Annotated in this window: 10 protein-coding genes; 2 read left to right on the forward strand and 8 right to left on the reverse strand. The window is 39.4% G+C overall.

Annotation, left to right across the window (positions count from 1 at the left end; genetic code table 11):
- Positions 1–3 precede the first annotated feature (3 nt).
- The 4 genes from folK to mazG all read right to left on the reverse strand — a co-directional run bounded on the left by folK (position 4) and on the right by mazG (position 3,251).
- Entirely contained in the window at positions 4–486 is a 483-nt protein-coding gene (gene folK, locus ACLBWE_RS08960) for a 2-amino-4-hydroxy-6-hydroxymethyldihydropteridine diphosphokinase (RefSeq protein ID WP_447602423.1), read from the reverse strand.
- Entirely contained in the window at positions 483–1,946 is a 1,464-nt protein-coding gene (gene pcnB, locus ACLBWE_RS08965; protein WP_447602425.1) for a polynucleotide adenylyltransferase PcnB, read from the reverse strand. Before pcnB ends, folK begins: the two co-directional genes overlap by 4 nt.
- A 125-nt stretch (positions 1,947–2,071) precedes the next feature.
- The gene (locus ACLBWE_RS08970; RefSeq protein ID WP_447602427.1) at positions 2,072–2,476 is read right to left on the reverse strand and encodes a ComEA family DNA-binding protein; all 405 of its coding nucleotides are present in this window, start codon (positions 2,474–2,476) and stop codon (positions 2,072–2,074) included.
- The gene (mazG, locus tag ACLBWE_RS08975; RefSeq protein WP_447602429.1) at positions 2,445–3,251 is read right to left on the reverse strand and encodes a nucleoside triphosphate pyrophosphohydrolase; all 807 of its coding nucleotides are present in this window, start codon (positions 3,249–3,251) and stop codon (positions 2,445–2,447) included. The genes ACLBWE_RS08970 and mazG overlap by 32 nt, the downstream gene beginning before the upstream one ends.
- 112 nt (positions 3,252–3,363) lie before the next feature.
- On the opposite strand from mazG, the gene ACLBWE_RS08980 reads away from it, so the two are divergent.
- Positions 3,364–4,137, forward strand: a complete 774-nt coding sequence (locus ACLBWE_RS08980) for an SDR family oxidoreductase (protein WP_080026313.1) — start codon at positions 3,364–3,366, stop codon at positions 4,135–4,137.
- A gap of 51 nt (positions 4,138–4,188) precedes the next feature.
- Here the strand turns inward: ACLBWE_RS08980 and ACLBWE_RS08985 are convergent, their stop codons facing one another.
- From ACLBWE_RS08985 to cysM, 4 genes are read right to left on the reverse strand one after another with little or no spacing between them, the layout of a single operon-like run.
- Positions 4,189–6,495 (reverse strand): RelA/SpoT family protein, encoded by a 2,307-nt coding sequence (locus ACLBWE_RS08985; RefSeq protein ID WP_003655013.1) that lies wholly within the window; start codon positions 6,493–6,495, stop codon positions 4,189–4,191.
- 30 nt (positions 6,496–6,525) lie between these two features.
- The gene (gene rlmD, locus ACLBWE_RS08990) at positions 6,526–7,917 is read right to left on the reverse strand and encodes a 23S rRNA (uracil(1939)-C(5))-methyltransferase RlmD (protein WP_447602432.1); all 1,392 of its coding nucleotides are present in this window, start codon (positions 7,915–7,917) and stop codon (positions 6,526–6,528) included.
- Positions 7,918–7,926: 9 nt separating this feature from the next.
- On the reverse strand, positions 7,927–8,745 hold the full coding sequence (locus tag ACLBWE_RS08995; RefSeq protein ID WP_017391245.1) for a 3'-5' exonuclease: 819 nt from the start codon (positions 8,743–8,745) through the stop codon (positions 7,927–7,929).
- 12 nt (positions 8,746–8,757) lie between these two features.
- Complete coding sequence (cysM, locus tag ACLBWE_RS09000) at positions 8,758–9,690, reverse strand: cysteine synthase CysM (RefSeq protein ID WP_447602434.1); 933 nt, start codon at positions 9,688–9,690, stop codon at positions 8,758–8,760.
- Between the two features lie 172 nt (positions 9,691–9,862).
- On the opposite strand from cysM, the gene ACLBWE_RS09005 reads away from it, so the two are divergent.
- Complete coding sequence (locus tag ACLBWE_RS09005; protein WP_447602436.1) at positions 9,863–12,670, forward strand: GacS-like sensor histidine kinase; 2,808 nt, start codon at positions 9,863–9,865, stop codon at positions 12,668–12,670.
- Positions 12,671–12,718 lie beyond the last annotated feature (48 nt).

The following is a 12,718-nucleotide window of genomic DNA, read 5'->3' on the forward strand; positions in this document are numbered from 1 at the left end:
AGCTTAAGCCCAAGACTCATCAGCAAGTACAGTCAGTGTCGGCTGCTGTATCAGCTCTAAATCTTTGAGTGGCTGACCATTCAGTTGTAAATCTGCATCTAAATCTAATAAGGGAATTACAACAAAATCTCGTTGTAGAATTCCTATGTGCGGCACAGTTAAGCGCTCATTTTGAATTTTTTCATTACCATATATAAGCAAATCCAGATCTAAGGTTCGCTCACCCCAACGACGAAGTCGTACACGACCAGCCTCTTGCTCAAAACGTTGTAAATGATCGAGCAAATCTAAAGGCGCAAGATCCGTATTTAATTCTGCAACTGCATTTAAATAATTTGGCTGGTCTTGAGGCCCCATAGGTGGACTTTGATAAAGTCTAGAAACTTTAACCATTCCTAAGGCTTTAAGCTTGGCAATGGCTTCAGATAAAATTTGACGTGAATCGCCTAAATTACTTCCTAAACCAATATAGGTGGTTATTGTCATTGTGTTGGCCCAAAAACAACTTGGCTTAAATCACGTTGTACCCGCTTACGTTTTAAAATTGGATGATCGCCCATCACGCCTGCGTCCAAAGCAGTCGCTTTTTCAACAAATCGGCTTACTGCCTGATCTTGTCTAGTACGTTCTTTTTTCCCACGGCGAGTGCGTGGTTCCGGAATATCAACTAAAGGTTCAATTTCCGTCTCAACTTTATTATTTTCAATAGGCTCAGCAGCAGCTTTACGACGGTTTCTAGCTTTCTGACGATTATATTGGCTAATAGCAGCTTCTTTTTCGTCATTTGACATTTCTTGGTAGGATTCCCACCAGCTTCCCATTCCTTGTGTTGTGTCATCACCTGACTTTTCACGGAGTAATAAGAAGTCAAAACCAGCGCGAAAGCGAGCATGCCCTGCCAATGCTTCTATTTGCTGTGGTTTTGGATTGAGCAAACGAGTCTGCATTTCCCAAACTTCACGAATAAAAGTTTCTGCAAAACGAGGAATCACTGTACGTGTCGCTTGGCGTTTTAAGACGTCTAAACCAGCCTGTGCACGCGCTTCGGCCGGCACAATACCTTTAGATAAATAAAATTCACAACGCTCTAAAAACGGCTCCCACAATAAAACCGCATAGAAAAATGCAGGGTTAATTGTTTTACCCACTTGTATACGTTGATCTGTATTCTTTGCTGCTCTTAAAATAAATGCAGTGAGATTAGGCTGAATATCGGCAAAAAGTTGCTTCCAGACACCGAACTCAATCAACATTGGCAAAACACGCGCCAAATGTCCCATTGTGAAGAGCTTCTGAGATTCATCATATAAACGATGCGGCGAGACATCACGCAATAATTGCGTCATTTCGGCATCAAATATATCGAGAATATTTGAATCAATTTTGAAATTTAACTTGGCTGCAAAGCGTAGAGTTCGCAGCATACGCACAGGGTCTTCTTCAAAACGCTGTGTTGGATCACCCAATAAACGCAAAGTTTTGTTTTTAACATCGTCAATTGCTTTGCAAAAATCGAGCACAATAGCCTTACGCGGTTGGTAATATAAGGTATTGATAGAAAAGTCACGTCGAGCAAAGTCTTGTTCGATGGTACCCCAGTTATTGTCACGTAAAATCATGCCTGAGGCACTCGTAACTGCTTTTTTAGGAGGGGCACGGAATGTTGCAACTTCAATCAGCTCACGCCCTGAATAGACATGTGCCAATTCAAATCGACGGCCAATGATTCGGCAACGTCGGCCAAAAACTTCTTTAATTTGAGCAGGTGTCGCATTGGTGACTGCATCGAAATCTTTAGGATTAAACCCTAGCATTAAATCACGGACACCACCCCCAACAATATAAGCTTCATAGCCAGCTTTAGTCAGGCTATCGATCACATCTAAAATCGAAGAAGGAAGTTGGGCTGTGGACAAACCACATTTTGACGCTCGCAAGGTTTGCAAAAGACGCTGTCTCCTACGTCAGGACGTAAATAACAAGTTGTCGCTAATCATAGCTCTAACGCACACAAAGGGCAATTTGATTCTCTGTAGTTTGCGCATGAAATGACAATTGACAAACAGATGATTTATAAACTCAACCGTGTTTTATTCTTTTCAAAAATGGCTGGACCAATGCCCTTTACGTTTTTAAATTCATCAATATTTTTAAAACCACCATTCTTTTGGCGGTATTCTACAATCGCCTGAGCCTTTTTCTCACCAATCCCTTTTAGCTTTTGAAGCTCATCAATATTGGCTTGATTCAAGTGAACTTGCCCTGAAGAATCAGAAATTGTTGAACTTTTTGAAACATTAGAATGAGAGGAGTGCTGAATGCTTAACTTCTGATCATACATCTGCTGTTTAGCTTTCCACTCCTTAAAATTTTGATCAAAAGATTGGGCCTGAATCAGTGTTGATGAAATCAGGCTCCAAAATAAAACAATAAAAATATAATACTTACTCTTCCAAAGATTCATGCTGAGCTGCATGTGTTTTTTCCCCTAACTTTAACTGCCGCTTTGCCTGATTCCACAATTCATCCATTTCAGACAAGGTCATGTCTTCTAATGTTCTTTGCTGTTTTTTCGCTTGATCTTCAATAAAAGCAAAACGGCTTCTAAATTTATGTATTGTTGATAAAAGTGATGTTTCACTTGAAATCGCAAGTTTACGTCCTACATTGACTAATGAAAACAGGCAATCTCCAAATTCATCTTGAATTTCATCAATATTTTGATTTCTTAGTGCCTGTTTGAACTCATCCAGCTCTTCTTCTAGTTTTTCATAAGCATCTTCTACAGTTTCAAAATCGAATCCAACTTTTGCTACATTTTCTTGAATTTCTTGTGCCTGTAATAGTGCTGGTCCATGCTTTAGTTCATCTAATCGCGATTGACTCTTTCCTTGCTTTTCTTGTTGTTTAATTTGTTTCCAGAGTTCACTTACTTGTTCAGAACTTAAGTTATTAAATTGATCTGGCTGAAAAACATGTGGATGGCGACGAATTAACTTTTCACTTATTGCTTCAACCACATCTTGAAAATTAAAAGCACCTTGTTCACTAAACATTTGTGATTGAAACACCACTTGTAATAGCAAATCACCCAGCTCATTTCGAATTTCACTAATATCGCCCTGACGAATAGCAGCCTCGACCTCATAGGCTTCTTCAATCGCATATTTCGTAAGAGTCATGGGTGTTTGCGCCTGATCCCACGGACATTTTTCACGTAACTCTTGCATAATTTTAAGCAATTTATCCATGGTAACCCTCAGGTTTAAAAAGTCGGTCAGTAAAACTAAGATTTTAATTTGTTATGATCAAAATCAAAGCGATTAAATCAGTCGCACTATTGTACTGACAAAGAGAAAAAAGATGAGACACAGTATTCTGATTAGTGGCGCCGCTCAAGGTATTGGGGCAGAAATTGCACGTGTATTTTACCAACAGGGATATAAAGTAGGCATTTATGATATTAATGAGTCGCTTGCTCAAAAACTGGCAAGTGATTTAGGGCCAAATGCATGTGCTGGCTATCTAGATGTAAGTGATTACAACCAATGGCAACACATATTAAAAGAGTTTACTGACTGGGCTGGTGAACTTAACATCTTGGTAAATAACGCCGGTATTTTATATTCTGGTGCATTTGAAACGACTGATATTAAATCCCACCAAAGGACAATAAATATTAATGTAAACGGTGTCATCAATGGCTGTCATGCTGCACTCCCCTATTTAAAGCAAGCTTCTTTTGCACGAGTCATCAATCTTTCATCAGCTTCTGCAATTTATGGACAAGCAGATTTGATTTCTTATTCGGCTAGTAAATTTGCTGTTCGGGGGATTACTGAAGGCTTAGATGTGGAATGGAAGAAATACGGTATTCGTGTTTTAGATGTGATGCCGCTATTCGTACAAACAGCAATGGTCAAAAATATGGATGCAGGCACCATTCAAAATATGGGAATCGACTTAACACCGAATGATATTGCTCAACAGGTCCTTACGCTCGTAGAGAAAAAAGCTCATTTCTGGACTCCTACTCATACGCCTGTTGGCATAAAAACCAAACTACTTTATCAACTTTCGACTTTAAGTCCGCAATTTCTAAATCGCTTAACTAATATTTATTTATCAAGAAAGTAATTCGAATTAAAAAGGCTGTCAAATGACAGCCTTTTTAATTACTCAATTTAATTAAACACCTTGGATCATGCGTCGTGCACTAATGATTCCAGGCTGCTGCTCTAAGCGAGCCAACAAACGAGAAAGCTGTGCTAAACCCTTAACCTCAATTAACAACTTCATATTGGCAATACCATCTGCTTCAGAAATTGTATTGACCTGACGAATATTGATTTGGTCAGAGAAAATCACTTGAGTTAAGTCTTTAAGCAGACCACGGCGATCATAAGCTTCCACCACAATTTGAACGCTTTGACCACGCGTTGGCTGCATTTCCCAATCGGCTTCAACAGCACGCTCTGGTTCTTGCTTAATCATACGTTGGTAGTCTGAACAAATGACTTTGTGGATGCTAACACCACGATTCAAAGTAATGTATCCAGCGATTGACTCACCATGTACGGGCTGACAGCACTGAGCAATGTGCAGCTCTACATTGTCTAAACCATCAATTAAAATTCCGTGGGCCGATAACGTATGGCTTGCACGCGGATTTAATGCTGGTTTAAGCACTAGTTCAGGTTCATCCTGATCTAGATGCATTTGACGGTTCACCTGATTAATCAAGGCATGTAAGCTAATATCACCGCTTACTAGGCTCACCAAAATGTCATCACCTGTTTTTACATTAAAATGTGATGAATAATCATTTAGGTCGATACTTTTTGGGTGAATTGCTAAACGAGCTAGTTCTTTATTAAGAAGTTCACGGCCTACTTCAAGATTTTTACTACGATCTTGTTGTCTAAACCAATGACGCAGCTTGTCACGAGCACGAGAGGTCTTAATATAACCCAAAGAATTCACCAACCAATCTCGGTTTGGATCACGATCTTTTTTAGTTAAAATCTCAACCTGTTCGCCAGTTTTTAAAGTATAGGTTAATGGCACATAACGCTGGTTAACTCGCGCTGCGTAACACTTGTTCCCTACTTCTGTATGCACATGATAAGCAAAATCTAAAACTGTTGAGCCACGTGGCAATTCCTTAATATCACCATCACGACTGAAAACATAAATCTTCTCAAAGCCTTCAAAATCTTGTAGTTGATCAAAGCCTTCTGTTTCATCTTCGTTTTGATGTACCGTCGTTTCATTACGTTCTTGATAGTGTTCTAGAACAGCACGCAACGAATGCAAACGATGGTTAAAGGAATGGTCGGTATTTTTTGAACCTTCTTTATAGTTAAAGTGCGAACATACGCCTAACTCTGCTTCGTCATGCATCTCATGAGTACGAATTTGTACTTCAAGGGATTTATTTTCAGCAATTACAGCAGTGTGCAAAGAGCGATAACCATTTGCTTTTGGGTTGGTAATATAGTCATCAAACTGATGCGGAATATGACGCCAGATTTGATGTACGATACCCAAAGAGTGGTAACACTCTGGGACACTATTAACCAACACACGTAAGGCACGAATATCATAGAGCTGATCAAAACTCAGGTTTTTGCTTTTCATTTTTCGATAAATCGAATAAATGTGCTTTGCTCGACCTGTGATTTCTGACTCGATTCCGTAAGACGCCAACTCATTTTTTAAACGATCAATAACGAACTGAATATAATGTTCGCGTTCTAAACGTTTTTCATTCAGTAATGACGCAATTTCTTTATAACGATCTGGAGCTAAATAGCGAAAAGCGAGATCTTCAAGTTCCCATTTAAGCTGAGCAATACCGAGTCGATGTGCCAATGGCGAATAAATAGTAAGAATTTCACGTGCTACGCGTTCTTGACGTTCACGAGAGGAATTTGCCAGCTCTCGTAAAGAATAGGTACGTTCAGCAAGTTTAATTAAAACAACACGAACATCTTCGGTGACCGAAATCAGCATTTTATAAATGCCACTTAAATGTTCTCGTTGATTGTTATTGAAGTGGTCTTCTAACCGCTTATTTTTTTCAATGAGTTCCGAGAGTTTACCCATTGCCAAAGCGCCTTTGACAAGGTTATAGACCTGATCTCCAAATTTCTTTTTTACTTCTTCTATATCAGTAATGTCTTCACGCACACTACGATAGAGCATGGCTGCCGATAGAGTATCTTCATCTACATGGAGATGTGCCAAAATGTCGGCCATTCCAACGCCAGTAGCGAAAGTATTGGACCGATGATTAACCGTTGATTCTAACTCTTTTTGCAGGGTTTCATTCGCAACTTTTTCAAGCTGTTCAAGCTTCGCCCCATCTAATATTTCACGCACCCGATCCAACCATGAGGCTAAACCGATTTGCGTTTCGGCGGCATGCTCTACAGTCGTTTCCTCGGACAACTCAGTTAGTTGTTCAGGTAACTGTTCACGTACTGTGACCATACCATTCTCCTCAATATGTAACTCATGTTTTTAATCGTTTATCTCTTGAATTTTTTCAAATAGTGCAATGGATTCAACATGTTCTGTGTGCGTAAACATGTCCATCACAGCTGCTTTTTTTAACTGGTAACCATATTGGACCAAAACACCTGCATCCCTTGCCAGTGTAGCTGGATTACATGATACATAAACGATTCTTTTTGCTCCAAAATTTGATACATACTGCATAATTTCATATGCACCAGCACGAGGAGGATCAATCAATAATGCATCAAATCCTTGATTTGCCCAAGAATGATGCGAAAAATCTTTTGTTAAATCTTGTGAAAAGAAGGTTGCCTGCACCAAACTATTGCATTTTGCATTAGCTGTTGCCCGTTGAACCATTTCTTCACTCCCTTCCACACCAACAACCTGTCCACTCTCACCAACACATCGTGCTAACGGGAGTGAGAAATTGCCTAAACCACAAAATAGATCAAGTACTTTTTCACCTGATTGCAATTGAAGCAATTCACATGCCAATTGAACCATTTGTTCATTTACTGTGGCATTGACCTGCGTAAAATCCAATGGCGAAAAAGCAAAATTTACATTAAACCTCTCTAAAGCATAATGTAAACGTAAAGCACCTTTTTCATCATCAATACGATGAATACTTCCAGGACCCTTAGGTTGCAAATACAACTGCCACCCTTTGTCTAACGCAAATTGCTTTAATTGGTTGACATCAGAATTGTTTAATTTTTCTACATGACGAACCAATAAAGAAATTTCATGATCACCTTTTGCTAATTCTACATGACCAATATGCGCTTTGCCTTTTAGACTTTGGAGTAAAATGCGTAACTCAGGCAAACTATTTGATAAATTTTTATCCAAAACGCTACAACTATGGATAGAAGTTAAGCGATTACTATGATGTTCACGAAACCCCATAATTAAGCGATCTGGCTTCGGCAAATAGCGCACACCAATTCGTGCTCGACGGCGATAATCACTTTGTAAAGACCGAATCGGCTCTAGCCATTGTTCAGGTTGAATACCTGCAAAATGCTGTAAATGTGATTGGAGCACACTTTGCTTTAAACGGATTTGTTCATCAGGATGGATATGCTGCATGCTACAGCCGCCGCAAATACCATAATGAGGACAAATTGCATCTATACGATGAGTTGAAGGTTCTCCTAACAACTGCACCATCTCAGCTTCTTCAAGACGCTTTGCTTGATGGGTAATCTTGGCCTTTACAGTTTCTCCGGGCAATGCATAACGAATAAAAACTTTCTTGCCATGCTTATCTGCGGGATGATCAGGATGAGAACCATAATGCGCAATTCCCCGCCCCTCATGAGAAAGTGTTTCAACCTGAAAAATGTATTCAGGTTGTTGGGGCTTGCGAGATTTGGCTTGTTGTTTCAAAGGATGAACCTAAAAATCTAAAGGATTAAAATAGTGTGAAGTAAATTCAGTATGTTTTGAGGTACGTTCCCATACTTCAAGAAAATCTGCTTGCTGAGGAATATTTTTCAAATAATCAATACTAGAGTTTACCCAATCATTATGCTCATCTACAGTTAATTGTCCTTTTAATAACAACCAACGTACATAGACGAACCATGTATTAAGTACATCTCCTTCACAATAGCTGGTCAGTTTTAACCACTGCTGCGTACGGACATATTCCGGCACATGATAACCCGACTCACCGCGCTTACCCGGCAAACCTAAAATGCAGGCAATATCATCAAGCTTTTGAAAATTACGCCCGTTAAACATTGCCATCACATCCATTAAATCAATATGACGATGGTGATAACGGTTTTGGTAATTATTAAAACGCTTCTGGCTATCAATCTCACCTTGATCAAACAAGCCCGGTGCAGAAAGCCCATGATACATCGCACGAAATAGAATGACGGGTAAATCAAATTGCGAGCCGTTCCAACTCACTAAAGTCGGATGACGTTTATCAAAAATTGACAAGAATTTCTGTAAAATTTCGGCTTCAGAATATTGTTCACGACTAAAAGAAAATAATCTAAAACCTGATTCATCAATCCATAGACCAGAAATACAAACAATTTCGTGCAAAGGTAAGCGCTGAAAATCCATGCCTGATTCTTGACGGCGCAGTTTAGTCAACGCTTGCTCTACATCAGCCTCTGGCAAATCAAGATGATATAAATGCGCTCCCGCTTTTAAATCAGTTAAAGTTTCAATATCAAAAACTAAGGTTGGGAAACGCATTATTTCTCTCAATTATGAGTTATCGTCCTGTACTGAAAACAGTCCTGTAGACAAGTAGCGATCGCCACGGTCACAGATAATGCAAACAATAACAGCATCTGGATTTTCTTCTGCAATCTTGATGGATGCCCATACTGCACCACCTGAAGATGTACCCGCACTGATGCCTTCCATACGCGCTAATTTACGCATGGTTTTTTCAGCATCAATTTGTGGGATATCAATAGTACGATCCACACGGCTACTATCAAAAATAGTAGGTAAATATTCTTTTGGCCAACGGCGAATACCAGCAATACTTGATCCATCCGCTGGTTGTAAACCAACAATCTGAATATCTGGGTTTTGTTCTTTTAAATATTTAGAAACACCCATGATGGTACCAGTTGTACCCATTGAGCTTACAAAATGGGTAATTTTCCCACCTGTTTGTTTCCAGATTTCAGGGCCTGTCGTTAAGTAATGAGCTTCAACATTATCAGGATTACCAAACTGATTTAAAACGTGCCCTTTACCGTCTTTTTCCATTTGCAAGGCTAAATCACGTGCACCTTCCATACCTTGCTGTGGTGTTACTTCAATCAGCTCTGCACCATAAGCCAGCATCGCATCTTTACGCTCCTGACTCATATTGTTCGGCATAATAAGTTTCATTTTATAGCCGCGCATTGCGGCAACCATTGCCAAAGCAATACCCGTGTTCCCACTGGTTGCCTCAATCAAAGTGTCACCTGGCTTAATTTGACCACGTTTTTCTGCCTGCATAATCATGTTATATGCAGGACGGTCTTTTACAGAACCTGCCGGATTATTACCTTCCAATTTTGCTAAAACCGTCGCTTGCGTATGAGAAGCCAATCGCTGCAAACGAACTAGAGGTGTCTTACCTACATAGTGATCTAACAAAAATTTGTCGGCTAAAAAGTCAGGTTGTGTATTACTCATGATCAACACCTATATCGAGGTGGGCCTATTGTATGAAAAAATGCTCGGTACTGCACCCATTTCAATATGCTTTTTCATGAAAGCGATTAAAGCTCGGTCATTTATAAAATGCCGTCTGTTTTAAAATAAAGCGTGATAAGATGCCGTACAGAGAGATAAATCTGATGTAGCCATGTCTAATTTCAATAAAACCATATCGAAACGCTTACGTCTGAATCATGCATATGGGCAATTGATTGCTCTAATTTTTGTGCCGATTATGATTTTAACAGGGGTCGGTGCTTTTCTGGTTTTAACTGAAACGTCACATTCGGTAAAACAACAACAGCTACATCATGCCTCAGCAATTTTAGCTCGCTACAATCAAATTGCGAAAGATTTGTATACGCTGGTCGAACTACAGCCCGATGAATACGATCATGCTCAGCACATCATGCAAAGCATGTTTAGCGAAAAAAATCTTAAACGCGCAGTACTCATCGATAACAATGGACAGACTTATTTAAGTATTGGTTATCGTGATAATCGTTATTGGCCTAGCTTTCCCAGTAGTAATAATTTTTTTGGTCCAATTTCTTATAACCACAACAATATTTATGGGCTACAGATTAGTAATAAAGCTGGAAAAGCGCCTGTCTGGTTAGTGATTGAAATGGATAACCAGCCTTTAGAGTTGGCACGTTATCGCATTATGATTGCCCTCGTCATTACTGGATTAATGACCTTACTGCTACTTTTACTATGCTTGAATTTTTATTCTCGTCGCTGGATTGCGCCGATGTATGAAATTCGCATGCAGTTACAACGTTTAAATGCAGATACTCTAGACCAGCATCTAGTCATTAATAGTACTGGGGAGCTACGCTTACTACAGCGCGATATTGCAAACGTTGTTAAGCGATTGCACTTTAGCTTTTTAGAATTAAAAGAACACACTGAACAAACAGAAGAAGACTTACGCAGAACATTAGATACCTTAGAAGTCCAAAACATTACCTATCGTCAAGCACGTGACCAAGCGATTTCATCAAACCAAGCTAAGTCAGTTTTCCTTGCCAATATTAGTCATGAGCTTCGAACGCCTCTCAACAGTATTGATGGTTTTATTCATCTATTGCTTCGTCAGCAAAACTTAAATAACGAACAAAATCTTTATTTACAAACCATTCGCAAGTCATCTGCCCATTTATTGGCATTAATTAACGATGTATTAGATTTCTCAAAAATTGATGCGGGTAAGTTAGAGCTTGAAACAGCACCTTTTGATTTAGAAGAAGCCATTTTTGATGTTATGGATATGCTGTCTCCTTTGGCCGCTCAAAAACATATCGCCATGGCTTTTTACTATGCGGACAATATTCCACAACAGGTTATTGGTGATGCGTTACGCTTCAAGCAAATTCTGACCAACTTGATTTCTAATGCAATCAAGTTCACTCCAGATGGTGAAATTATTGTTCGTGTTCGTATGGAACATGATGATATTGGGCAATGTCTGCTTCATTTTAGTGTTCAAGATAGTGGTATTGGCTTAAGTGGTACAGATCGTAAAAAATTATTTGAATCATTCTCGCAAGGCGATGCATCAGTTACACGTCAATTTGGCGGTACTGGTTTAGGTCTTGCTATCTCTAAACAGCTTGTTCATCTGATGCATGGTCAAATTGGCTTTGAGGACAATCAAGAACGTGCACCAACAGAAAAAGGCTCTACGTTCTGGTTTACCGCACAATTTGTGGTAGATGAAGATTACGAAATCGAACACCCGCACTTTGAGCATTTACAAGTGGTGTCTTACCTTGCGCACCCTGCTACAGCAAGTGTTTTACGTTACTACCTTGAAAACTACCATGTTCCTCATATCGAAACACAATCGATTCTAGACTTGTTTAGTCGCTTAAAACATCTTGATCAGAAAGATAATACATGGCTTATCGTTGATCATAGCGGTGATACCGAAGCGTTATTAAAAGAAATCCGTAGCCGTTATCAAGGTAATTTAGCAGTCTATGGTTATCAAATGACGCTTGAGCCAAACATGCTCAGTGAATATCGCGCTCGTCCTCTATATCAACCATTAAGCCGTAGTGGACTCATTCAATTATTAAGCAACCAACCTATTTTTGAAGAAGAACAACAAGATTTTAATGGTCAAGGTTTACACATTCTGGCAGTAGATGACCATTTACCAAACTTAATTGTCTTAGAAGCTTTGTTGGGTGAATTAAACGTTAAAACAACTAAAGCATTAAGTGGCCAAGAAGCGCTTAACCTTATTCAAGAACGAATTGATCAGAAACTTAAACCATTTGATTTGGTGTTTATGGATATCCAAATGCCTGTCATGTCGGGCATTGATACCACACGTGCTATCCGTTCTTTAGAGTCAACGCTCGATGGAGAAATGCAGCTTCCAATTATTGCGTTAACGGCCCACGCCCTTGCCGATGAAAAGCAAAAGCTTCTTAAAGTAGGCATGAATGACTATGTCACCAAGCCAATTCAAATGGAGCAAATCATCCAGATCTTAACGCAATGGACTAAAAACAACTTTACAGCAAAAGCCATAGATAAAGATCACCATGTAGTTGCAGAAGCTTTAGACCCACAAATTTTAAACTGGCAACAAAGTTTGCAACTTGCAGCAAATAAAGAAGACTTAGCACACGATCTACTTAAAATGTTAGTTGATAGTTTTCCAACTGAGCTAGATGAAATGCAGCAGCTCATTGAGCTTGAAGACTTCCCTCAACTTGAGCATGTTTTACATCGCCTGTATGGTGCCACTCGCTATGTAGGCGCACCGAAACTACAGCAAGTTACAGGTGACTTTGAACAATTTATTTCAACGCTACGTAAAGAACGCCGTATAGCAGATGAAGGCTTCATTGAAGAAGTTATACAGCGCTTTGATGAATTAGGTCTTGTGGTTAAAGAGGTAGAAAGTGCTGCTCACCAGATCTTGGTGATACCTGACTAACATATCTACCAAATAGGCATGACTGAGCTGTCATGTTTCCAGATTACA

It is taken from the genome of Acinetobacter sp. M5A5_2a (assembly GCF_053345265.1).

Excerpts from the sequence above, each read along its gene's own strand:
- folK (WP_447602423.1), bottom strand. The coding sequence starts at position 486 with ATGACAATAACCACCTATATTGGTTTAGGAAGTAATTTAGGCGATTCA.
- ACLBWE_RS08970 (WP_447602427.1), bottom strand. The coding sequence starts at position 2,476 with ATGCAGCTCAGCATGAATCTTTGGAAGAGTAAGTATTATATTTTTATT.
- mazG (WP_447602429.1), bottom strand. The coding sequence starts at position 3,251 with ATGGATAAATTGCTTAAAATTATGCAAGAGTTACGTGAAAAATGTCCG.
- ACLBWE_RS08980 (WP_080026313.1), top strand. The coding sequence starts at position 3,364 with ATGAGACACAGTATTCTGATTAGTGGCGCCGCTCAAGGTATTGGGGCA.
- ACLBWE_RS08985 (WP_003655013.1), bottom strand. The coding sequence starts at position 6,495 with ATGGTCACAGTACGTGAACAGTTACCTGAACAACTAACTGAGTTGTCC.
- ACLBWE_RS08995 (WP_017391245.1), bottom strand. The coding sequence starts at position 8,745 with ATGCGTTTCCCAACCTTAGTTTTTGATATTGAAACTTTAACTGATTTA.
- cysM (WP_447602434.1), bottom strand. The coding sequence starts at position 9,690 with ATGAGTAATACACAACCTGACTTTTTAGCCGACAAATTTTTGTTAGAT.
- ACLBWE_RS09005 (WP_447602436.1), top strand. The coding sequence starts at position 9,863 with ATGTCTAATTTCAATAAAACCATATCGAAACGCTTACGTCTGAATCAT.